Origin of the sequence: Rhodococcus sp. NPDC057529 (assembly GCF_042802055.1) — a bacterium.
GTDB lineage: Bacteria > Actinomycetota > Actinomycetes > Mycobacteriales > Mycobacteriaceae > Rhodococcus_F.
The window spans coordinates 275,352-297,924 of record NZ_JBHVEY010000003.1 but is presented as its reverse complement, the minus strand read 5'-3'; the positions used below and the strand labels follow the sequence as shown (position 1 = coordinate 297,924).

Annotated in this window: 17 protein-coding genes; 8 read left to right on the top strand and 9 right to left on the bottom strand. The window is 65.8% G+C overall.

Going from position 1 to position 22,573, the window contains the following annotated elements; translation table 11 throughout:
• Together ACFU5V_RS07340 and ACFU5V_RS07335 are read right to left on the bottom strand one after the other, a co-directional pair.
• Positions 1-1,356, bottom strand: coding sequence for an MFS transporter (locus ACFU5V_RS07340; RefSeq protein WP_378698425.1), 1,356 nt, complete (start codon positions 1,354-1,356; stop codon positions 1-3).
• Between the two features lie 101 nt (positions 1,357-1,457).
• Positions 1,458-2,330 carry a 3-keto-5-aminohexanoate cleavage protein gene (locus ACFU5V_RS07335; RefSeq protein WP_378698022.1) on the bottom strand — a complete coding sequence of 291 codons (873 nt, stop codon included), beginning with the start codon at positions 2,328-2,330 and terminating at the stop codon, positions 1,458-1,460.
• A gap of 355 nt (positions 2,331-2,685) precedes the next feature.
• Between ACFU5V_RS07335 and ACFU5V_RS07330 the strand changes: the two genes are divergently transcribed.
• Together ACFU5V_RS07330 and ACFU5V_RS07325 are read left to right on the top strand one after the other, a co-directional pair.
• Positions 2,686-4,077: an aldehyde dehydrogenase family protein gene (locus ACFU5V_RS07330; protein ID WP_378698020.1), complete on the top strand. Its 1,392-nt coding sequence runs from the start codon at positions 2,686-2,688 to the stop codon at positions 4,075-4,077.
• A 296-nt stretch (positions 4,078-4,373) separates the two neighbouring features.
• Positions 4,374-5,855 carry an APC family permease gene (locus tag ACFU5V_RS07325; protein ID WP_378698018.1) on the top strand — a complete coding sequence of 494 codons (1,482 nt, stop codon included), beginning with the start codon at positions 4,374-4,376 and terminating at the stop codon, positions 5,853-5,855.
• 21 nt (positions 5,856-5,876) lie between these two features.
• Here ACFU5V_RS07325 and ACFU5V_RS07320 read toward each other — a convergent pair whose 3' ends face one another.
• The gene (locus tag ACFU5V_RS07320) at positions 5,877-6,428 is read right to left on the bottom strand and encodes an Lrp/AsnC family transcriptional regulator (protein ID WP_276142511.1); all 552 of its coding nucleotides are present in this window, start codon (positions 6,426-6,428) and stop codon (positions 5,877-5,879) included.
• A 207-nt stretch (positions 6,429-6,635) separates the two neighbouring features.
• On the opposite strand from ACFU5V_RS07320, the gene ACFU5V_RS07315 reads away from it, so the two are divergent.
• The 3 genes from ACFU5V_RS07315 to ACFU5V_RS07305 all read left to right on the top strand — a co-directional run bounded on the left by ACFU5V_RS07315 (position 6,636) and on the right by ACFU5V_RS07305 (position 10,395).
• The gene (locus ACFU5V_RS07315) at positions 6,636-8,042 is read left to right on the top strand and encodes an aminotransferase class III-fold pyridoxal phosphate-dependent enzyme (protein WP_378698016.1); all 1,407 of its coding nucleotides are present in this window, start codon (positions 6,636-6,638) and stop codon (positions 8,040-8,042) included.
• Between the two features lie 103 nt (positions 8,043-8,145).
• Positions 8,146-9,936, top strand: a complete 1,791-nt coding sequence (locus tag ACFU5V_RS07310; protein ID WP_378698014.1) for a flavin-containing monooxygenase — start codon at positions 8,146-8,148, stop codon at positions 9,934-9,936.
• 24 nt (positions 9,937-9,960) lie between these two features.
• Entirely contained in the window at positions 9,961-10,395 is a 435-nt protein-coding gene (locus tag ACFU5V_RS07305; protein ID WP_378698012.1) for a hypothetical protein, read from the top strand.
• Between the two features lie 2 nt (positions 10,396-10,397).
• On the opposite strand, the gene ACFU5V_RS07300 is transcribed toward ACFU5V_RS07305, so the two are convergent.
• Together ACFU5V_RS07300 and ACFU5V_RS07295 are read right to left on the bottom strand one after the other, a co-directional pair.
• Positions 10,398-12,431 (bottom strand): acetoacetate--CoA ligase, encoded by a 2,034-nt coding sequence (locus tag ACFU5V_RS07300; protein ID WP_378698010.1) that lies wholly within the window; start codon positions 12,429-12,431, stop codon positions 10,398-10,400.
• 85 nt (positions 12,432-12,516) lie between these two features.
• On the bottom strand, positions 12,517-13,461 hold the full coding sequence (locus ACFU5V_RS07295) for a 3-hydroxyacyl-CoA dehydrogenase family protein (RefSeq protein WP_378436828.1): 945 nt from the start codon (positions 13,459-13,461) through the stop codon (positions 12,517-12,519).
• 175 nt (positions 13,462-13,636) lie between these two features.
• On the opposite strand from ACFU5V_RS07295, the gene ACFU5V_RS07290 reads away from it, so the two are divergent.
• Entirely contained in the window at positions 13,637-15,412 is a 1,776-nt protein-coding gene (locus ACFU5V_RS07290) for a helix-turn-helix domain-containing protein (RefSeq protein WP_378436826.1), read from the top strand.
• Here ACFU5V_RS07290 and ACFU5V_RS07285 read toward each other — a convergent pair.
• Positions 15,409-15,651, bottom strand: coding sequence for a sigma factor-like helix-turn-helix DNA-binding protein (locus tag ACFU5V_RS07285; RefSeq protein WP_378436824.1), 243 nt, complete (start codon positions 15,649-15,651; stop codon positions 15,409-15,411). The two genes, ACFU5V_RS07290 and ACFU5V_RS07285, sit on opposite strands and share 4 nt — an antisense overlap.
• Before the next feature lie 131 nt (positions 15,652-15,782).
• Between ACFU5V_RS07285 and ACFU5V_RS07280 the strand changes: the two genes are divergently transcribed.
• Entirely contained in the window at positions 15,783-16,550 is a 768-nt protein-coding gene (locus tag ACFU5V_RS07280) for a hypothetical protein (protein ID WP_378698008.1), read from the top strand.
• 102 nt (positions 16,551-16,652) lie between these two features.
• Here ACFU5V_RS07280 and ACFU5V_RS07275 read toward each other — a convergent pair whose 3' ends face one another.
• The 3 genes from ACFU5V_RS07275 to hppD all read right to left on the bottom strand — a co-directional run bounded on the left by ACFU5V_RS07275 (position 16,653) and on the right by hppD (position 21,864).
• Positions 16,653-19,028, bottom strand: coding sequence for an FdhF/YdeP family oxidoreductase (locus tag ACFU5V_RS07275; RefSeq protein ID WP_378698006.1), 2,376 nt, complete (start codon positions 19,026-19,028; stop codon positions 16,653-16,655).
• A gap of 14 nt (positions 19,029-19,042) precedes the next feature.
• Positions 19,043-20,590, bottom strand: coding sequence for an FAD-dependent oxidoreductase (locus ACFU5V_RS07270; protein ID WP_378698004.1), 1,548 nt, complete (start codon positions 20,588-20,590; stop codon positions 19,043-19,045).
• Between the two features lie 68 nt (positions 20,591-20,658).
• On the bottom strand, positions 20,659-21,864 hold the full coding sequence (hppD, locus tag ACFU5V_RS07265) for a 4-hydroxyphenylpyruvate dioxygenase (protein WP_378698002.1): 1,206 nt from the start codon (positions 21,862-21,864) through the stop codon (positions 20,659-20,661).
• A 181-nt stretch (positions 21,865-22,045) separates the two neighbouring features.
• Here hppD and ACFU5V_RS07260 point away from each other — a divergent pair, with 181 nt between their 5' ends.
• Positions 22,046-22,573: an Lrp/AsnC family transcriptional regulator gene (locus tag ACFU5V_RS07260; RefSeq protein WP_072944431.1), complete on the top strand. Its 528-nt coding sequence runs from the start codon at positions 22,046-22,048 to the stop codon at positions 22,571-22,573.

The window sequence follows — 22,573 nt, the reverse complement described above, 5'->3', positions numbered from 1 at the left end:
CTATTCCTGGTGAGCCATGTCGAGGGGCTCCGCCCGTACGTGCGCGTCACGTGGCAGCCGACGGGACTGATCGAACAGCCCGCCGCCGATCACCAGCACCGCGCACCCGATGATCAGCAGCGACACACCCCACGTCGAGTGCGTGGGCGACACGGTGACCATGGTCAGCGCGAGGATCGGGGCCAGACCACCCGCGGCGGCGCCGCTGACCTCCCGGCCCGTGCCGATGCCCGACGCGCGCAGCTCGGTGGGGAACTGCCGGGCCATGTACGGGCTCGCCGCCACCATGATCGTCGGCGCAAGGACACCCGTGGTCACGACCATGACACCCCAGATGAGCGGGGAGCGGCCCGTGTCGAACAGCCAGAACGCCGGGAAGGCCATCAGTGCGACCCCGATCGCGCCGCCGATCATCACCCTGCGGGTGTCCACGCGGTCGGACAGCCGCCCGATGAGCGGACACGCGGCGATCGCTGCGATGCTAGCGAACGTCACCCCGAGGGCGCCGACGTTCTTCGCCACCCCCTGAAATTCCGCGAGGTAGGACAGCGAGAACGTCTTGAAGGTGTACGAGAGGGCGGAGTATCCGCCGTACACGGCCGCAACCACCGCAAGGCCACGCCAGTTGCCGCGCAACAGATCTCGCAGGACGTCGCGGCCCTTGCGCTGCCGCGCCTCGGTTGCCACCCGCTCGAATTCCTCCGACTCGGGCATGGTGCGGCGAATCCAGTAACCCACGATCACGATCGAGAAGCTCGCGACGAACGGCACCCGCCATGCCCAGGTGTACAAGGCTTCGTCGTCGAGGCTCGTGATCGCCGCGACCGAGAGCGATGCCGCGAGCAGTCCGATCTGTGCGCCCATCACCGGGTACGCGGCGTACCTGCCCTTGGTCTTCTCGTCGGCGTGCTCGTACACCGCGGTGATCGCGCTGCCCAGTTCGGCGCTCGCACCGAAGCCCTGCAGGATCCGCAGAATGATCAGCAGCGCCGGAGCCGCCACACCGATCGCCGCGTACGAGGGCACGAGTCCGATGAGCCCCGACGCGATACCCATGATCAGCAGGCTGATCGACAGCACCGCCTTGCGACCGATGCGGTCACCCAGAATCCCGAACAGGACCCCGCCCAACGGCCGGGCCAGGAAACCGACCGCGAACGTGGAGAACGCCGCGAGCGTGCTGGCCGACGAACTCGCCGAAGGAAAGAACACCTTGCCGAACACGAGCGCCGCCATCGACGCGTACAGGTAGAAGTCGAACCACTCCAGCGAGGTTCCGACGACGACCGCCGCTCCGACCTTCCTCGCACTCTTGTTGGCCCCCTGCCGAACGGGTACCTCACGTTTCTGCGCCACAGTCACGTCCCTTCCGCCACCTGTCGCGCAAAACTATTATGTATAATCTTTAAAATCAAGTGGCGGGGGTCACGAACGTCACCGAATGAGAGTCGGGCCACTCAGCCGGCGTGACCGACTTCGCGAGTAGTCGACACGTCCGGCGCGCTGACCGTCGCGCGTGCCGGGAGGTTGAGCAGTCGCTCTGCTTCCTCGACGTTGGCCAGGGTGAGGTCGAGGTTGCAGACGAGCTCGGTGGTCCTCTCGATCAGCGGTTGATTGCCCGCCGAGAGTTCCCCACGGCGGAGATAGAGCGTGTCTTCCAGGCCGGCGCGGGCGTTGCCGCCCAACGCCAGCGCGATGGCTGTCAGGTTCAGGTTCATTCTTCCGACGGCGACGACCTGCCATACGCAGTCGGCGGGGAGGCGTCGAACCATGGTGAGCAGGTTGTCCGCTGTCGCGGCCATTCCGCCGCGGACACCGAGCACGATGGAGAACTGCATCCGTTCGTCGTCGAGTAGTCCCTCGTCTCGCAGGCGGAGACATGCATCGAGATGTCCGGTGTCGTAGATCTCGAGTTCGGGTTTGATGCCCAGGTCGCGCATCCTGGCCGCGAGCCGCCGGACTTCCTGCGGAGGGTTCCGGAACTCGCCGTCGCCGAAGCTCATGTTGCACGGATTGAGGGTGGCCATACGTGGTCGGAGTTCGACGAGCGCGGCTCGCTCGTCGAACGGCACGGACAGACCGACTCCGGTCGACAGCTGGATCAGGATCGGGCATCGGTCGGAAATGAGTCCTATTGTTTCGCGGGCTATTCCGAGGTCTGCGGTTGGACGGCCGTCGCCGTCCCGGAAATGCAGATGGGCGACCGAGGCGCCCGCCGTGTACGCCGCGGCGACGGCATCGGCGATCTCGTGCGGTTGGGTCGGCAAGTGTGGATTGTCCGCGGTGGTGGCGATGGGACCGGTCGGGGCCACGGTAAGGATGATTCCCAAGGGATGCTCCAGCGAGTTCGGTGTTCGAGGTCGGGGTTCCAGCGTCAGCGATGCTGCCATTCGTTGGAAGACAAAGCCGTTCACGACGAAGATGCTTCGGCAGGCTCCAGCCGCACATCGCACCGCTGTGAAAAATGAACAGCAATGGTCGCCTGGCGTCGAATAATCGTCGAAGGCGATGCCATTGCTTCGACGTGTTCTCCATGATCGGTGCGTCAGTACCGCAGAACACACACGGCGACACCGTCACCACCTCGATGTAGTCGACTCACTATGGAGGACACCCACGATGACATCACAACTCACCACCGATGTTTCCGGTTCGGTTCGTAGCCCGGAAACGTATCCTTTTCGCATGCTCGTCAACGGCGAGTTGGTCGCGGGTGCATCCACCATCGAAGTGGTCAATCCCGCGACAACGCGAGTCATCGCCACCAGTCCCGTCGCGAATTCGGACCTCGTCGACGAAGCGGTCGGGGCAGCAGCACATGCCTTTCCCCGTTGGAGTGGTTTGGCAGTCGAGGAGCGCGCCGAGTGCCTCGACCGCCTCGCCGACGCGATCGAGGGCCGGCGTGACGAGATTGCCCGCATCGTCACTCTCGAACAGGGAAAGCCGCTCGCACTCGCGGAGGGTGATGTCGATGCCGCGGTCGCCTTCGCTCGATACTTTGCCCAGACACGGCTGGAACCTGAGGTCGTTCGAGACGACGACGAGGCTCGGATAGAAATTCACCGGCGCCCGTTGGGCGTTGTCGCGGCGATTCTGCCCTGGAATTTCCCATTCCTCCAGGCGGTGTACAAGATCGCCCCAGCGGTGATCGTGGGCAACACCGTCGTCGCGAAGCCGGCACCGACGACGCCTCTGAACACCATGTTGCTCGCGGAGATCGCGAGAGAGGTGTTTCCGGCCGGCGTCGTCAACATCATCGGCGACGACGGAACCATAGGTCCTCTTCTCACGTCGCACCCCGCTGTCGCGAAAGTTTCCTTCACGGGATCCACCGCTGTCGGCAAGGCGGTCATGCGCAGCGGTGCCGACACGTTGAAGCGCATCACGCTCGAGCTGGGTGGCAATGACGGGGCGATCGTGCTCGACGATGCGGACGTCGACAAGGTGGTCGATGGAATCTACACCTGGGCGTACTCGAATGCCGGTCAGATCTGCATCGCGATCAAGCGAATTTTCGCTCCAGCCTCGCTCTACGACGAACTCTGCGAGAAACTCGCCGAGCGCGTACGCGGAACCATTGTCGGTGACGGCCTGGATCCCGAAACGCAGATGGGTCCGGTTCAGAACGCACAACAGTACGAGGCCGCGAAGAAATGGCTCGACATCGCGAACAAAGAGGGAGAAATCCTGGCAGGGGGAAAGGTCTCCGACCGCACCGGCTATTTCATCGAACCGACACTGGTGGCCGATCTCGACGACGACAGCGAACTGGTATCCGAAGAAACCTTCGCCCCGATTCGCGCGATTCTCCAATACACCGACATCGACGACGCGGTATCACGCGTCAACAGCACCCACTACGGCCTCGGCAATTCGGTGTGGGGTAGCGATGTCGAACGCGCCGCACAGGTCGCCGGCCGCCTCGACAGCGGCACGGCCTGGGTGAATCAGCATTTCACCGTTACTCCCGACGTTCCGTTCGGCGGTCGCAAGGATTCCGGGCTCGGCGTCGAATTCGGAGTCGACGGTCTCCGGGCGTACACCGACATCCAGGTCGTGAACATCTCGAAGGCGTAGGGCTGTCGTTCGGTGCCGGTGTCCCGACTCACCGGCACCGAGGTTGCACGACCGGACCGATCCGTTCCACACGGCACGGACCGAAGATTCTGCGGTTTCCGCCTTGCTGACGGCGGCAGTGAACGAAGAATCTGTGGGAAATCGGATCAAACTCGCACAATTCTTCTTCATGTGCGCCACGTCACACCCCGCGGTGGAATCCTATCCGCAGCAGCACGGTGGCAGGCCGGCCAACCTCTCCCCCGACACGGTCCTCCCCGACCGTCCACCACGAGAATCTCCATAGGAAGCATCCAATGACCAATTCCCCAGAATTCTCCCCACCTGCCGTCGCAGCACCTCCTGCACCCGATGAAGGCTCCCATGCACTTCTCCACCGCGGGCTGGGCGTCGGATCGATCGTCTTCATGGTGGTTGCAGCGGCGGCCCCCCTGGGCGTGATGGTCGCGAACACGCCCATCATCACCGGGATCAGCGGGAGCGCCGGGGCCCCTCTGTTCTTCCTGATCGCGACCGTGGTTCTCGTCTTCTTCTCGGTCGGATTCACTGCGATGAGCAAATTCGTACCCAACGCCGGGGCCTTCTACTCGTATATCCAGGCCGGACTCGGGCGTCACGTGGGCTCGGGCGCCGCGGCGCTCGCGCTCGTCTCCTACGGGGTGCTGCTGATCGGCGTCAACGGCTACCTCGGAGTGGCGACATCGAATGTCGTCTCAGCTCATTTCCACGTGGATATCCAGTGGTGGATCTATTCATTTGCCTGGCTGTTGATTATCGGTGTCCTCGGATATCGAGACATCGAGCTCAGCTCGAAAGTGCTCGGCGTTCTCCTCGTCGTAGAGATAGCTGTCGTGGTGGTCCTCGACATTGCCATCGTCGTCAAGGGCGGTGAGTCGGGCCTCGGTGTCGAACCGCTCTCCTTTTCCACCTTCACCTCCGGAACACCGACGCTCGGACTGATGTTCGCCTTCTTCTGCTTCTTCGGATTCGAAGCGACTGCAGTGTTCCGAAACGAAGCGAAGGACCCCGACCGCACCGTTCCCCGCGCAACGTATATCGCGGTTCTGTCGATCGGAATTTTCTATGCGATTTCCTCGTGGGCGGTGATGGAGGGAGCAGGCTCCGACAGCGTCGTGGAGAAGGCGAAAGCCGATCCGGAGAATCTGGTTCTCGACCTTGCAGCCTCCTACGGCGCGCCGATTCTGAAGGACGTCATGCAAGTGCTGTTGGTAACCAGCACCTTCGCCTGTGTTCTATCGTTCCACAACGTCATCACCAGGTATCAGTTCACACTCGCAGGAAAGGGCATGCTGCCGAAGAGACTGGCAGATGTCAGCGAAAAGCACCTTGCACCGTCGACATCCTCGCTGATTGCATCGGCAATCTCGCTCGCCGCAATGGCACTCGTCACCGCGCTCGGATGGGACCCCATCACCTCGATCTACACGTGGCTTTCGGGTGCAGCCACGCTCGGTCTGATCGGCTTGATGGTCCTGACGAATCTCGCGGTGATCTTCTACTTCCGCACGAAGGCGTCCGCCCCCACGGTGTGGCACTCACTCCTTGCTCCCGCGATGTCCCTGATCAGCCTGACCATCATTCTCGCGTTGGTCATCGCGAACTTCTCACTACTCGTCGGCGACAAGACGACGGCCGCCGTCGTCGGTGGACTGATCGCGGTCGCTTTCGCGGTCGGACTGGCGGGTGCAGAAGTCATGAAGCGTCAACGACCGGACAGGTACGCCGAATTGGCGGCCGACACAGTCCGCCGACCCTGATCAGGTCCGGGACGGGCCGCGCTAGGATCCGCCGTCGCGTTTCGCGTGCGGATCGATGCGGATCGGCCTCCGCATCTCGTCCAATCCACTGACATGCTGCATGAATTGGACCCCGATGAGATGGTCGAACAGGATGCTGGTGTTCGTCGACGCTACCGGACTCGCACTCAGCTTCAGGGCCACGAGGTCGCGTAGTTGAGCGCTCGACGTGCACGCCACGTGCACCAGGAAGTCATCCGCTCCACCGACGAAGAACACATTCAGCACCTGCGGGATCTTGATAATGCGGTTCGCGTAGCTCTTCACCTGGTCGCGGGCGTTCGCCTGCAGTCGCACCGCGACGATGGCCTGCACGGGGAAGCCGATGGACTCATAGTTCAGGGCGGCATGAACGGACTGGATGACCCCCAGGTTCTCGAGCCTCTTGATCCGCACATGACAGGTCGACGGCGCGATTCCTGCCTTCCGTGCGAGCTCGTTGTTCGACTTGCGACCGTCGGCCGCCAGCTCCCAGATCAGAATCTCATCGATGTCGTCGAGCTTGATCTGTTGCTCGCCTTCGTATTGGGCCATCTATCGGATCCCTTCAGCACTCTGCGCATCCGTTTCGGCGACCAGGGTGTGCAGAAGATTCTTCGTTTCCAGTTCCACTCAACGTAGCTTCGCCGAAAGATTCACGTCAATCCAGACATTCTTCGAACAACTCGCAACCTTTCTGGAGCTATCTCGACGAGATGCCGACGATGGTGCGACCACGAAAACCACGACAGGGAGTGTCACGTGACCACGACCGAAACCGAGATTCAGCACCTCGACACACCGGCCCTCCGCGATTCGGCCGGCGCCCATCTGTGGCGGCATTTCTCCGACATGACCACCACCGAGAAGCAGCCACTTCGCGTGATGGTGAAGGGTGAGGGGTGCTACCTCATCGACTCCGAAGGAAATCGATTCCTCGACGCACTGTCCAACCTGTTCTGCGTCAACATCGGCTACAGCTACGGCGAAGATCTCGGGCAGGCCGCGCTGGCTCAGTACCGCGAACTGGGCTACCACTCCAACTGGGGCTCAACCCATCCGAAGGCCATCGAACTGGCACGCACCCTTGCGGACCTCGCCCCCGAGGGCCTCGATCACGTCTTCTTCACCCCCAGTGGCGGCGAGTCGGTCGAGGCCGCCTGGAAGATCGCACGCGAGTACCATCATCTGCGCGGCGAGAAGCGCTGGAAGGCGATCGGCCGGAGCATGGCCTATCACGGAACCACCATGGGCGCCCTGTCGATCAACGGAATTCCCGAGATCCGGAGCATGTTCGAGCCGCTCCTGCCCGGAGCCTCCCATGTTCGCAACACCAAGCGCCTCGGCCGACCCGGGAAGGAAACCGAGGAAGAATTCACCCAGTTCCTCCTCGACGACCTCGAACAGCGAATCCTCGCCGAAGACCCCGCCACGGTCGCGATGATCATCATGGAGCCGGTACAGAACCACGGCGGCATGCTGGTACCACCGGCCGGCTACTCCGCCGGGGTGCGCGCGCTGTGCGACCGGTACGGAATCCTGCTCGTCGCCGACGAGACGATCACCGCCTTCGGACGGTGCGGCGCCTGGTTCGCCTCGGAACGATACGAAATGAAACCGGACATCATCACGACCGCGAAGGGGCTGTCCTCGGCGCATGCGGTGATCGGTGCGGTGATCACGACGGACGAGGTGTATTCGACGTTCTACGTGGCTGGACGGAAATTCACCCACGGCAACACCTTCGGCGGGCACCCCGTGATGGCAGCCGTAGCACTGCGCAACATCGAAATCATGCAGGAACTCGACATCCCGCGTCACGTCGCCGCGAAGGAGGACGAACTCCGGAGCAAACTCGAGTCTCTCCGAGCGCTCCCCATCGTGGAGGACGTTCGCGGCTCCGGATTCTTCTACGCGATCGAACTGACGTCCACCGACGCACGAGGGCAGCGTTTCTCGGATGCGGACCTGGCCAGGCTCTACGGGGACGAACTCCTGTCCGACCGTCTGGTCGACCGTGGCATCCTCCTTCGCCTCTCCCTCGACGGCGGCGACCCGGTGCTGTGCATCGCGCCGCCGCTGATCGCAGACAGCCCTGAATTCGACGAGCTCGTCGACGGTCTCCGCGACGTACTGTCGGCCCTCTCGCTCGACGCGGGCCTCGTCTGAGCCGACCCCAGACAACGACATTCCCGACGACACGACCGGTCCACCGGACGGCGCGTCACCCGAGATCTCTCTGATCGAGCAAGTAGAAGTTAGAAGGAGTTCAATGTCCCACACACCTTCCGAGATCGCCGAGTCTTGGCTCCACACATTCGACGAGCGGCTCCGGTCCCGCGACGTCAACGGTGCTGCGAAGCTGTTCCAGGAGCATGGGTTCTGGCGCGATTTCGTCGCGTTCACATGGAACATCAAGACGTTCGAGGGAAGCGCGGAGATCGAGGCGATGCTGGACAGCACGCTCGATCGGGTGCAGCCGTCGGGGTGGACGTTGCTGGAAGCCGCCGAGGGTGACGAGCACGAGGTCGACGCCTGGGTCGGGTTCGACACCGCTCAGGCGCGAGGCAAGGCCCATCTGCGGCTCCGCGACGGCAAGGCATGGACCCTCCTCACGACGATGGAGGAAATCCGGGGTCATGAGGAGCACACCGGCGCGCATCGTGACCTGGGTGTCCGTCACGAGGTCGTGAAAGGACGGCGCTCGTGGCTCGAGCAGAAGGTCGACCGGGAGGAGCTCCTCGGCCGAGACGAGCAGCCCTACACCCTGATCGTGGGAGGCGGGCAGAACGGGATCAATCTCGCGGCCAGACTCGGGCGACTGGGAGTGCCGACGATCGTCGTCGACAAGAAGGCGCGGCCGGGCGACAACTGGCGGTCCCGCTACAAGTCACTCCATCTCCACGATCCCGTGTGGTTCAACCACATGCCGTACATGAGCTACCCGGACAGCTGGCCCGTGTTCCCCAGTAAGGACAAGGTCGGTGATTGGCTCGAGGCGTACACCACCATCATGGAGATCAACTACTGGGCGAACACCGAATGCGTGAAGGCGCGGTACGACGCGGAGTCCGATTCCTGGTCGGTCGACGTCGTCCGAGATGGCGAGCGCCTCACCCTCCGGCCCCGGCAACTGGTGATCGCTCTCGGTGTGTCCGGCTACCCGCACATTCCGGTATTCGACGGCGCCGAAGACTTCGCCGGCGCTCAGCATCACTCGTCCCAGCACTCCGGAGGCGGAGACTGGTCGGGCAAGCGTGCGGTCGTCATCGGCTCGAACAACTCGGCGCACGATATCGCCGCAGACCTGTGGGAACACGGCGCCGACGTCACAATGCTCCAGCGATCGTCGACCATGATCGCCCGGAGCGGGAGTCTGGTCGAGTACGCGTTCGCACCCCTCTACACCGAGGATGCGGTAAAGAACGGGATCAGCGTGGAGAAGGCTGACATGCTTGCTTCCTCGATCCCGCTGCGGGTGGCCCCGGACGTCCAGAAGCCCATCTACGAGAAGATCGCGGACCACGACGCGGAGTTCTACGCACAGCTGCGGGAGGCCGGTTTCGCGCTCGACTTCGGTGACGACGACTCCGGGCTGCACATGAAGTACCTCCGGCGTGGTTCCGGCTATTACATCGACGTCGGTGCCTCTCAACTGATCATCGACGGTCACGTGAAGCTCCGGCAGGGTCAGGTCTCCAAGATCACCGAGAGTGCGATCATCCTGGACGACGGGACGGAGGTCGAAGCCGATGTGATCGTGTACGCAACGGGCTATGGATCGATGAACGCGTGGCTTGCCGATCTCATCAGCCCGGAGGTGGCCGACCAGGTCGGAAAGTGCTGGGGATACGGTTCCGACACGACGAAGGATCCCGGCCCCTGGGAAGGCGAACTCCGCAACATGTGGAAGCCCACCAACGTCGAGAATCTGTGGATTCACGGCGGAAATTTCTCGCAGGGCCGTCAGTTCTCGAAGTATCTGGCGCTGCAGATCAAGGCCCGCATGGAAGGACTCGACACGAAAGTATACGGACTTCAGCCTTCGCATCACACTCGCTGACACCCTAGATCAACCCGATCGTCTGTGGCCGGCACGCCTGGAGCGAGCCGGCCACAGACGGCCCGCCACCCCGACATCGCCTTCGCGACGAACGAGCCTGAGATTGGGCTGAGGACCATGGAGCCGGAAACTGCTCGACGACAGGGTAATCGGCCATACGAGCGCAGTGCCGGTGCGATGGAGCGCAGTGAACGGCCCTCGTCCGATGCGCGTGAAGTAGTCGCATATGCGCTGAAATGGATGCGGTGGGGCGGCGGCGAGGCGGAAGACATCTTCGTGCATTTCGGGGTGGACGCGCCCTTGTTCTTCCTCCGTGTACGAAAGCTTCTGAGCACGCCCGCCTCGAGGATCCTGACGCCCGAGGAAAAGGCCGAGCTGCGTCGGATCTGCGCTGTGCGTCTGAACCCCACCAGGTCCGGCTTCCCGCTCGGCGGTGCCGCCGAGCGGGACGGCGCGTGAGGTCAGCGTTCGAGTGACCGGGCGGCAGTCCGCTCGGCGCGACGGGCCTCGCCGAGCGTGACGAACTGGCCGACGGAGGCCGGGTCGTCGAGTGCGTCGACGCTCAGCACGGCCTCCCGGTCTGCGCCCTGGAGGATTCGCTTGATCGGGACCTCGATCTTCTTGCCGGTGCGGGTGTGTGGCAGGGAACGAACTTCGATGATCTCGTCGGGGACGTGCCGAGGGGAGGCCTGCGACCGGATGCCCGCATTGATGCGCTCGCGCAGTTCGGCGTTCAGTTCGGAACCCGGCGCCAGGACGACGAACAGCGGCATCCAGTAGCCGCCGTCCGGCTCGTCGACTCCGACGATCAGGGAATCCTCGATCTGGGGCAGCTTTTCGACGGCCTGGTAAATTTCTGCGCTGCCCAGCCGGACGCCGTGCCGGTTGAGCGTCGAATCCGAGCGCCCGTGCATGACCACGCTGCCCTCGTCGGTGACGGTGACCCAGTCGCCGTGGCGCCACACTCCGGGGAAGGTGGAGAAGTACGCATCCCGGTACCGGCCGCCCGTGGCATCGTTCCAGAAGAACACCGGCATCGACGGGATCGGCTTGGTGATGACGAGTTCCCCGACACCACCGACGATTTCGTTGCCACTGCTGTCCCATGCCTGCAGAGCCATTCCGAGGCCTCGTGCGCTGATCTCACCCGGCCGGACCGGGATGGTCGGGGCACTGCACGCGAAGGCGGTGACCACGTCGGTGCCGCCCGTCGGCGAGGACAGCTGGATATGGGCGCCGACGTTGTCGTGCACCCAGTGGTAGCCGCTCGGCGGCAGCGGAGACCCGGTCGAGCCGACGATCCGCAGAACGCTCAGATCGAATTGCTCAGCGGGGGTGATACCGGCGTCGGCGCAGGCCTGCAGGTGACCGGGACTGGTGCCGAGGAAGGTCACCTTCTGCTCGTCTGCGATGCGCCAGAGCGTGGTGGTGTCCGGGTAGGTCGGGCTGCCGTCGTAGATGACGGCCGTTGCCCCGGTCAGCAGCGAAGAGACGACGACGTTCCACATCATCCAGTTCGTGCTGGTGTACCAGAGCAGTGTGTCGCCCTCGCGCAGATCCATGTGCAGGCCGGTCAGGGAGAGCAGGGCGAGCAGGATTCCGCCGTGCCCGTGCACGATGCCCTTGGGCAGTCCGGTGGTGCCGGACGAGAACAGCACCCACAGCGGATGATCAAACGGGACCTTGTCGAATTGCAGGGGCGCCTCTGCACTGACGGCGTCGTTCCAGAACAGCACTGCATGGTCGGCGGTGAGGTCGGCGAAGGCCCCGGCCGTGTGGTGGTCGACGACGATGGTGTGGGTCAGGGTGGGCAGTCCCGCGCGGACCTTGTCCACCTCCGACCGCCGGTCGTAGCAGCGACCGTTGTAAGAGTAGCCGTCGGCGGCGATGAGCACCGTGGGTTCGAGTTGGCCGAACCGGTCGATGACCGCACCAGCGGCGAAGTCCTGGGCACACTGGGACCAGATCGCGCCGAGTGCGGCGGCGGCGAGCAGGCCGATGACGGCGTGCTGGCCGGGCGGCAGGTAGCCGACGACGCGGTCGCCGCGCCCGACGCCGACCGCGCGCAGGGTGGCCGCGAGTGCGCCGACACGACGGCGCAGCTGATCCCAGCTGACCGTCTCCGTCCGCCCGTCCTCCCGGAGGCAGACCAACGCATTCTGCTCGCGCAGCTCGTTGCTCAGCAGGTGTTCGGCGTAATTGACGGTGGCGCCGGGAAACCACTGCACGCCCGGCATCGTCTCGGCGGTCAGCACCGAGTCGTACGGGGTCGCGGAGTCGACGCCGAAGAACGTCCAGACCGCCTCCCAGAACTGGTCGATCCGGTCGGTGGACCACTGCCACAGTGCGGTGTAGTCGAGGTTGTCGTCGATGCCTGTGCGGTACTGCCCACGAACGTAATCGGTGAAGGAGGCGAGGGTGGACAGTCCGGCGCGATCGGGATCAGGTGTCCAGATCGGCTCGGGGCTAACGGATTCCGGTGCAGAGTGGACCATAAGTACTGGTCGCCTTTCGGATCGGGCAGGGCGGTCTCCCCGGTCCGGTGGCGGTCACCCCGGGCCGGTCGGTGCCTGCGATATTTCAGGGGGTGGTGTCGCGGGTGGCGTCGACGAGATGCTGTTCGAGGCGCGCGGTCGCAGCGGCCCGCTTGTCGCGGTCCCAGGCAAGCAGTCCGGCTCCGGTCTTGGCACCGAGACGGCCCGCGTCGATGAGCCTGGTCAGCAGCGGTGAGACATGGTCGTCGTTGTCGAGGCTGGGGAACAGGTAGTTGTGAACGGCAGCGGCGAGGTCGAGGCCGACGTAGTCGGCGTTCTCGATCGGCCCCATCACCGGCAGGCGCAGCCCGAAACTGTTGCAGACCACCAGATCCACGGTTTCGGCGTCGCACACGCCGGACTCGACGAGGGAGATCGCCTCTCGCCACATGGCGTGTTGGAGGCGGTTGCCGATGAATCCGGGGATGTCCTTGCGCACGTGCACAGGCACCTTCCCGGCGCCGGCCAGGATCGACAGCATCCAGTCGACGGTGCCGGTTGCGGTGCTCTCGCCCTGGACGACCTCGACGAGGGGAACGAGATGCGGGGGATTCCACCAGTGGGCGCCGACGACACGCTGCGGATCGACGGCGTCGCGGGCGACGTCGCCGATCGTGAACACGGAGGTGTTGGTCGCGAGCACCGCGTGCGGAAGCAGCACGCTCAGCTCGCCGAAGAGTTTCTGCTTGAGACCGAGAATTTCCGGCACCGCTTCGACCACCAGGTGGGCGTCGGTGGCGGCGGCTTCGAGGGTCTCGGCGAGCCGGACCCGCTCGACCGCCGCACGGTCGCGGCCCAGGGTATCGAGTTGGTCGCGGATGCGGCCCGGAACCTGCGCCAGCACGGTCGTGTCGGCGTCGTGGACCGTCACCGCGGCGCCGGCAGCGGCGAAGACTCCGGCGATCGAATGGCCCATCAGACCTGCGCCGATGACCAGGACGTTCAGTTCGCCGACAGTGCCAGGGCGATCGTAGATTCCCGACGGGGTCATGGCGGTCTCCGCTTCTCTGAGTGCGGCGCAGGCACGACCGGCCTTCGCCGCATCGCATCGCGTCTGATGTCACGGATCACGCTAGCTCCACCCACAGCGTCAGTCGATGTGAAACTCTCATACCTGATCACCACTGAGGTATGAAGATTCGCCACCCGAGAGTACGGTGCCCGGTGTGGACTCCACCGACCCCGAGACCGCAGAACCGGCGGATCGCCGCCGACGCCGCGAACGTGAACTGAGCAGCCTCTACGCCACGGCGCGGTCACTCACCGCGCTCGGGGAGGTCGACACGGTGCTGGCGTCGATCGTGCGGCATGCGCACGAGCTGATGGGCACGGACGTCACATACCTGTCCGTCTTTGACCCCCACTCGGAACTGACGTTGCGCGCCGTCGAAGGGTCGCTCTCCCCCGCCTTCCGGTCAGCGCACGTGCCCGCCGACACCGGTGTGGGCGGGCGAGTCGTGCAGACGCAGGCGGCCTTCTGGGTCGGCAACTACCTCACCGACACCACGCTGGTGCACGACCCGGACTTCGACCGGATGCTGGTCGACGAGGGCATCGTCGCGCTGCTGGGGGTTCCGTTGTGCGACAGCGGGCGAGTGTTCGGCATCCTCTTCGCCGCGGACCGTATAGAGCGCCGTTTCCACATCGACGAGGTGGCCCTGTTGAGCGCCTTCGCCGACCACGCCGCGGTCGCGCTACAGAACGCCCGCCTCTACCAGGAGAGCCGCCAGGCGTTGGCGGATCTGCGGCAGGCCTACTCGACGATCGAACGGTCCGGGCAGGTGCACGAGGCCCTGACCCAGGTGGTGCTCACCGGCGGCGGGGCCCGGGAGATCGCCGATCTGCTGGTCACCGTGCTCGATGGGCGAGTCGCGATCTACGACCGCGATGAACACCTGCTCGTGACAACCGCGAATGTGCGCGGCGAGGCCGACTCCCCCGCAGACGGGCTACAGACGTCGTTGGCCGAGAGCCGGCGTAGTGGTCGATGTGTGACCGTCGCCGACAGTGCAGGTCAGTGCCACAGCCTCGTCGCGATTCTCGCCGGCGACAGCTACCTCGGGGCGGTGGTGCTCTCCCACACCGACACCCCGGCCGAGGCCGAGGCCCGCACCCTCGAGCGGGCGTCCCAGATCCTGGCGCTGATGACCCTCAAACAGAACGCCGTCGTCGAAGCCGAGGATCGGGTGCGCGGCGAACTGCTCACCGAGGTGATTACCTCACCGCGGCCCTACAGCGCCGAACTTGCGGCCCGTGCCGAGTCTCGGCATCTGGGCATCGGCGACTTCGACACCCTCCTCGTCCTCGACTGCCCGTCGCTGCGTCCCGCGGACCTGACCCGACGCCTGCACGGGGTGGCCGACGAATGGTCCGCGCTGGCCGGCATCCACCTCGGTACTCCGACGATGCTGCTGCGCGCCGACGACCGCGACACCGTGGCCGCCGCCATCCATCGGCGTCTGCGTGCACTCGTGCGCGCCCCGATCCTGGTGTGCGCCGCCCCCGTTGCGGCAACCGCGGAGAACCTGCGGCGTCCGTTCACCCTCGCCGCCCGCTGCAGCAAGATTCTCCGCAACATCGGTGTGAACGACAAGGCAACCTCGACAACACATCTCGGCGTCTACGCAACTGTTTTCGATCCGGATCGCGGCGACGATCTGCGGGTGTTCATCACCGACACCCTCGGCGCCGTCCTCGACTACGACCGCCGCCGCAACACCGACCTGGTGATCACCCTCGCGGCATACTTCGACAACTCCGCCAACCTCACCCGCGCCTCCAAGGCGCTGCACGTGCACATGAATACCCTGGTCAAACGCCTGGACCGGATCGCGGCCCTGATCGGCGACGATTGGCAACAACCCGACAACGCATTGCCGCTGCAACTCGCGGTCCGGCTGCACACCCTCGCCCGGGAACTCGACAGCGGGCCACCGGGTTAGACCTCGCCGGCCCGATCGGCGACGTCCCACCTCGCCCCCGCCGCGAGTTGCCGCCGGAGGAGGTTGAGCGCCGCGTGCTGGAGGAGGAGGACGGCCTCGACGTTCGTCTCGAGGATGCGCGCCACTTCGACGGCCGGGAGTCGGTGCGCGAGCCGGAGTCGCAGCACCGTCCGGTGGCGGTCGGGGAGGGTGTCCATCAGCGTCGCGGACCGGGTTGCCTCCTCGTCGTCGATGGTCACGACAGGCCTTTCTCTCGGATCGGACCACTGTCGCCGACCCGGTGTCCCGGGCGGAAGGGACCGGCGTCCCGATCGTCCGGGATCCTGCCGACCGGCTACGACGGCCCTCCCGACGCTTTACGCTCAATGTCATGGCCGCTCTTCGCGCGGAGTGGATCAGAATCTGGCGCAACCCGGCAGACACCCTCGCCACCGTTGCGTTCAATGCCGTCCTGATGATCGGGGCCTGGTTCCTGCTGCCCCGGAGCTGGTTGTTCGAGTGGACCGGGCCGTCGGGTTTCGCGCTCGCCCTGGCCGGCTGGATGTACGCCGACGTCACCGCCACCAACGTCCTGGCACCGGACAGTGAGCGTGTTCTCGCCGCACTCGACGACCGAGACGCGCTGGGTGCGATGCTCGGTGCCAAGGCGGTGGCGTTGTGGATGCTGATCGCCCCGATCTGCGCGACCATCGCGATCGTCGTGGGTTTCGCCGAGCAGGACTGGCTGTTCACCGCGGTGGTGGTGGTCGCGGTGGCCCTGTGCCCGTTCGGTGCGCTTGCCGCGTCGAGCCTGGTCGGGGTCTACTTTCCGTACCACCAGCGGTCGCTGCGGTGGCGGTGGGAACACCGTGCCCGGTGGCGCACCGTCGTCGTCCGGTGGCTGATCCTGCTGGTGGTGCCGTACGGGGTGTTCCCCGCGTTCTCGGCGGCGATCGCCGTCGTCCCGGTCGTGCTGTGGAACCTCGTCCGTCCGGATGACGTACACACGCGGATGGGTACCGCGGACTTCGCGCTGTGCGTCGTCCTCGCGGTCGTCATCTCCGCGCTGATGTGGGTGGTGGCGCGGCGAATCGCCCTGTCACGCATACAACGCCACGCGCCGTTGGCCGCCTACCTCCGTGACCGGGACAGGGGCTGAGCCTCCCCCGCACGTGAGTGGCAAGGCGTACCCGGGCACGCTTTCCCACTCACCTGCGCAGGTGAGTGGGAAAGCGTACCGGGGCACACTTTGCCGCTCACGTCAGGAGAGGTGCTTCGGTTGGGGGTGCGACTTGTGGACCTGGTCCGATCCGACCGCGTCCTGGGTCGCACCAGGTGGGCATTCGGCGCTGTACTTGCCCGCGTGTTCCAGCGAGACGACGACGGACTTCGACGTGGGACAGTTGCTGCCGGTCGCCGTGGAATCGAGCGGCACCAGCGGATTGGTCTCCGGATAGTAGGCGGCGGCCGACCCCCGGGGTGTGTCGTACTCGACGATCCGGAAGTCGTGGGCGCAGCGGACGCGGTCGTCGCCGTCCCAGTGGGTGAAGAGGTCGACCATGTCGCCGTCGTCGAAGCCGAGGGCCGCGATGTCGTCGCGGTGCAGGAAGATCACGCGGCGCCCGCCCTCGATGCCGCGGTACCGATCGCTGAACCCGTAGATCGTGGTGTTGAACTGGTCGTGGCTGCGGATGGTCTGCAGGATCACGTGCCGCGGGGGCACCTGCAGCACGTCGATCGGGGACACCGCGAATTCGGCGCGCCCCGAGTGGGTGGGGAACGTCCGGGAGTCGCGCGGCGGGTGCGGCAGGACGAACCCGCCCGGCTTGCGGACGTTCACCTCGTACCCTTCGCATCCCGGCACCACCCGCGAGATGTGCAGGCGGATGTTCGCGTACTCGTCCCGCATCTTCTTCCACTCGATGCCGTAGCGGTCGCCGATCGTCGCCTCGGCGATGCGCGTGACGATCCCCACCTCCGAATCGAGGTGGGGGCTTGCGGGTTTCAGTGGACCGCGGGAGGCGTGGACCGAGCACACCGAGTCTTCGACGGAGATGAACTGCGGCCCACCGGCCTGGACGTCCTGCTCGGTGCGTCCCCGCGTCGGCAGGATCAGGGCCGTGTCGCCGCACACGAGATGCGACCGGTTGATCTTCGTCGAGACGTGCACCGTCATCCGGGTGTTGCGCAGGGCGGCGGCGGTGACGTCGGTGTCCGGGGCGGCCTGGACGAAGTTGCCGCCCAGTCCGAGAAAGAAATGAGCCTTGCCGTCACGCATGGCCCGGATCGAATCGACGGTGTCGTAGCCGTTCTCGCGGGGCGGGTCGAAGTCGAACTCCTTCGCGAGCGCGTCCAGGAAATGCCGCGGCGGACGCTCCCAGATCCCCATCGTGCGGTCACCCTGCACGTTCGAGTGTCCGCGCACCGGCAGCAGCCCGGCGCCTGGCCTTCCGATGTTGCCCTGCGCGAAAGCGAGATTCGCGACTTCCTTGATGGTCGCCACCGCGTTGTGGTGCTGGGTGAGCCCCATCGCCCAGCAGAACACGGTGGCGTCGGAATCGCGCAGCATCCGGGCCGCGTCGGTGATCTGTTCCCGCGACAGCCCGGTCGTCCGGGTGACGACGCCCCAGTCGAGGTCGGTGACCTGCTGCTTCCACAGCTCGAATCCGATCGTGTACCGGTCGATGAAGTCGTGGTCGAGGGCGTCCCATTCGACCAGCAGCGAGCCGAACGCCTGGAGCAGCGCGAGGTCGCCGTTCAGCGCGATGGGCAGATGCAGGTCGGACAGGTCGGTGCCCGGACCCACCATGCCGCGGGGCGTCTGCGGATTCTTGAAGTTGACGAGCCCCGCCTCGCGCAGCGGGTTGATCGACAGGATCTTCGCGCCGTTCTGCTTGGCCTTCTCCAGCGCCGACAGCATCCGCGGATGGTTGGTTCCCGGATTCTGCCCCTGCAAGACAATGAGTTTCGCCTGATACACGTCGTCCATCGTGACGCTCGCCTTACCGATGCCGATCGACTCCTGCAGCGCGATGCTGGTCGATTCGTGGCACATGTTGGAACAGTCGGGCAGATTGTTCGTCCCGAACGCGCGGACGAACAGCTGGTACGCGAACGCGGCCTCGTTCGACGCCCGGCCGGACGTGTAGAAGATCGCCTCGTCCGGGCTGTCCAGGGCGTTCAACTGCTCACCGATCAGCGCGAAGGCCTCGTCCCAGTCGATGGGCTCGTAGTGGGTTCCGCCGGGCCGCTTCACCATCGGATGCGTGATCCGGCCCTGCTGCCCCAGCCAGTGCTCGCTGTGGCAGTCGAGTTCGGCGATACTGTGGCGGGCGAAGAATTCGGGGGTCGCCCGGTCCCGCGTCGCCTCCTCCGCCACCGCCTTGGCGCCGTTCTCGCAGAACTCGGCGGCGTGGCGGTGCCCCGGGTCGGGGTCGGGCCAGGCGCAACTCATGCAGTCGAAGCCCTCGGCCTGGTTCAGCCGGAGCAACGTCTCGGCGGTGCGGACCACACCCATCTGTTCGAGCGCGCGTTTCATCGACACCGCGACAGCGGTCGGCCCGGCCGCATGATCCTTCGGGTGCCCGACCTCGAGGTCGGCCTCGTCGTAGTCGAGTTCCTCGTCCTTGTGACGCATCGTTCAGCCTTCCGTCACGATCTCCCCACCAAGCAGCCGAGGTAGTCGATGACGTCGTCGGTCGCGGTGGCCGGGGCGGTGAGCGCGACGTAACCGTCGGGGCGCACCACCACCAGCGTGCCACCGTGTGCCCCGTAGGCGCTACGCGCGAAACCGCGGTCGTCGACGACGTCCACGCCGGGGCCGCGGGAATCTGCCACCACCACGTATTTCACGTCGTCGGGTGCGTCTTCGGCCAGGGTCTGCAGGCTGTGCCGGGGCCCGCCGTCGAACCCGAGAACTGTGAAGTGCGTGCCGCGGAGGACGTCGAACAGTCGCAGCGGGGAGCCGTCCGGGCTCAGGCACGGCGCGTCGGGTGCGCGGTCACCGGCGCGGACGCCCGTCGTCACGTCCCCGTCCCGGGACAGCGAACTCCACGGGTAGCCCAGCCCGAGTTGCTGGCCGTCCTCGGTTGCCGCGCCGGCGAACCCCGATGAGTCCTCGCGTCCGAGGTTGTCGGTGACCTTCTGCAGCCCCGCGCTGCTCACCCCGAGCGTCCAGCGGGCGAGCGGCAACCGCTCCTCCTGATACGTGTCGAGGAGCGACGGATCCGCGGACCCGGCCAGGACGAGCGCGAGTTTCCAGCCGAGGTTGTAGGCGTCCTGGATCCCGGTGTTCATCCCGAGCCCACCGGCGGGCGGATGAACGTGCGCGGCGTCGCCGGCGAGGAACACCCGGCCGTCTCGGAAGCGGTCCACCATGCGCACGTTCACGTGCCAGGTGGACAGCCACGTCGGCGCGGACAGTCGCACGCCGGGATCGCAGGCGATGTCGTCGAGCACTCGCTGGAAGTACTCGAGCGACGGCGCTGGCAGGTTCCCGTCCTCGTCGAAGTCCGCGAACGGCACTCCCTGGAACTGCCAGGAGTTGATTCCACGGAACGGGCACAGCGCGACGAATCCCTTCTCGGGGTGCGACCACTGGTACCAGTGATCGGGGGTCAGGCCGTCGACGGACACGTCACCGAGGAGCATGCCCTCGATACCGCCCGTCCCCTCGAACGACACCCCGAGCGCCTTGCGCACCGTGCTGCGTCCGCCGTCGCAGCCGACGAGGTAACGCGCCATGACGGTCCCGCCGCCGGCGAGCCGGACGGTCACCTTGTCGGTGGTCTGCTCGAAACCCACCACCTCGACGCCGCGCTCCACGTCGATACCGAACTCGGAGAGCCGCTCTCGCAGGATCTGCTCGGTCCGCCACTGCGGGATCATCAACCCGCTCTCGTAGGGCCGGTCGGGTGTGGGGCTCAGGTCTGCGTGCGGGTCGCTGTCGCCCACCACCCGGCCGCGCACCGCGACCCGGTTGGGGAGGTGCCGGAACCCGGCCTCGACGACCTCGTCGACGATACCGAGATCGTCCATCACTTCCTGACTGCGCGCGGTCAATCCCTTTCCGCGCGAACCCGGGAACGGCTCGGGAGACTTGTCGAGGATCCGCACTTCGACGCCACGCCGCGCCAGTTCCAGAGCGAGCGTGAGACCGGTCGGCCCGGCCCCGGCCACCACTGCCTCGGTAGGGCTCATGGCGTCATCGTATTCGCGACGGCACCGATCCCGCGGGAAAGTCGCCGCACCCGCTCATCGGCTCTCGCTCAGAAGTTTCCGCGGGCGGCTTGTTCGCGTTCGATGGCCTCGAAGAGGGCTTTGAAGTTGCCGATGCCGAAGCCGAGGGAGCCGTGGCGTTCGATGAGTTCGAAGAACACGGTGGGCCGGTCGACGAGGGGTTTGGTGAAGATCTGCAGCAGGTAGCCGTCCTCGTCCCGGTCGACGAGGATGCCGCGTTTCTGCAACTCCTCGATCGGGGCGCGGACGTTGCCGATCCGGGCCCGCAGTTCGGGATCCTCGTAGTAGGAGTCCGGGGTGGCCAGGAACTCCACACCCTCGGCGGTCAACCGGTCCACCGCGGTGAGGATGTCGTTCGTGGCCAGGGCCAGGTGCTGGGCGCCGGGGCCGCGGTAGAAGTCGAGGTACTCGTCGATCTGGGAGCGTTTCTTGGCGATGGCGGGTTCGTTGAGGGGGAACTTCACCCGGTGGTTGCCGTTGGAGACGACCTTGCTCATCAGGGCGGAGTAGTCGGTGGCGATGTCCTCGCCGACGAATTCGGCCATGTTCGTAAAGCCCATGACCCGGTTGTAGAAGTCGACCCAGTGGTCCATCCTGCCGAGTTCGACGTTGCCGACGACGTGGTCGAGGGCCTGGAACAGGCGCTTGGGGGCGCCGTCCCGTTTGGTGTGGGTGGAGGTGCGCGGCTGGTAGCCGGGCAGGTAGGGGCCGGTGTAGTTGCTGCGGTCGACGAGGGTGTGGCGGGTGTCGCCGTAGGTGGCGATCGCGGCGATCCGGACGGTGCCGTGCTCGTCGGTGACGTCGTGGGGCTCGTCCAGGACGGTGGCGCCCTGGGTGCGGGCGTGGGCGATGCACTTGTCGACGTCGGGGACGGCGAGGGCGATGTCGACGACGCCGTCGCCGTGGGTGCGGTGGTGCTCGATCAGCGGGCTGCCCGGGTCGACGGCGCCGTTGATCACGAAGCGGACGGCGCCGGATTCGAGGACGAAGCTGTGGTGGTCGCGGTTGCCGGTGGTCGGTCCGGAGTAGGCGACGAGGGTCATCCCGAACGCGGACTGGAAGTAGTGGGCGGTCTGGGTGGCGTTGCCGACCACCCAGACGACGGCGTCCCAGCCGCTGACCGGGAACGGGTCGCGGGTGCCGTCGTATTCGACGAGCCCGACCAGCTGTTCGAGCTGGCCGAGGTCGAGACCTGCCAGGCGTTCCTTGTCGGTGAGAGTCTGCTCGATCGTCATCGCTGTCTTCCTGTTTCGGGGACGGAGGGCTTGGCCTGTTGTGTGGGTCACTACGAAAACCCAGACCGGCCACATAGGCAACCGAGCCAGCAGAATCTAGCCGCGGTGCCACCTTCGGGCGCCTCGAGGACGGATTTCTTATACAGTCGGACTAGTTGAATTCGTTCGGAGAGGTCTGGCCATGAAGGACGCAGTGCAGTTGGACGAGCTCGACTTCGCCCTCCTCGACGCCATGCACGACGACCCGAAGGCCGGCGTGCTGGAGCTGTCGCGCCGGATCAAGGTCGCGCGGGCCACCGTGCAGGCGCGGGTGCGCAAACTCGAGGAGTCGGGCGTGATCGCCGGGTACGAGCCGCGCCTCGACATCGCCGCCGCGGGGTTCGACGTGCAGGCGTTCGTCACGCTGGAGACGGCGCAGGGCGCACTCGACTCGGTGACGTCGGAACTCGAATCGATCCCCGGGGTGCTCGAGGCCTTCGCGACCACCGGTTCCGGCGACATCCTGTGCCGCATCGCCGCCGGCTCCCACCTCGGGCTGCAGCAGACGCTGATCGATCTGAACAAGTCGAGCGTCGTCGCCCGGTCCACCAGCGTGATGGTGTTGTCGGTGATCGTCCCGTACCGGTCGATGCCTCTCCTGCGGACGCTCGACCGACCGCGTCCGGCGAAGGCACCGGCCTACCGCACCGCGCCCGCAGACGCGGATTAG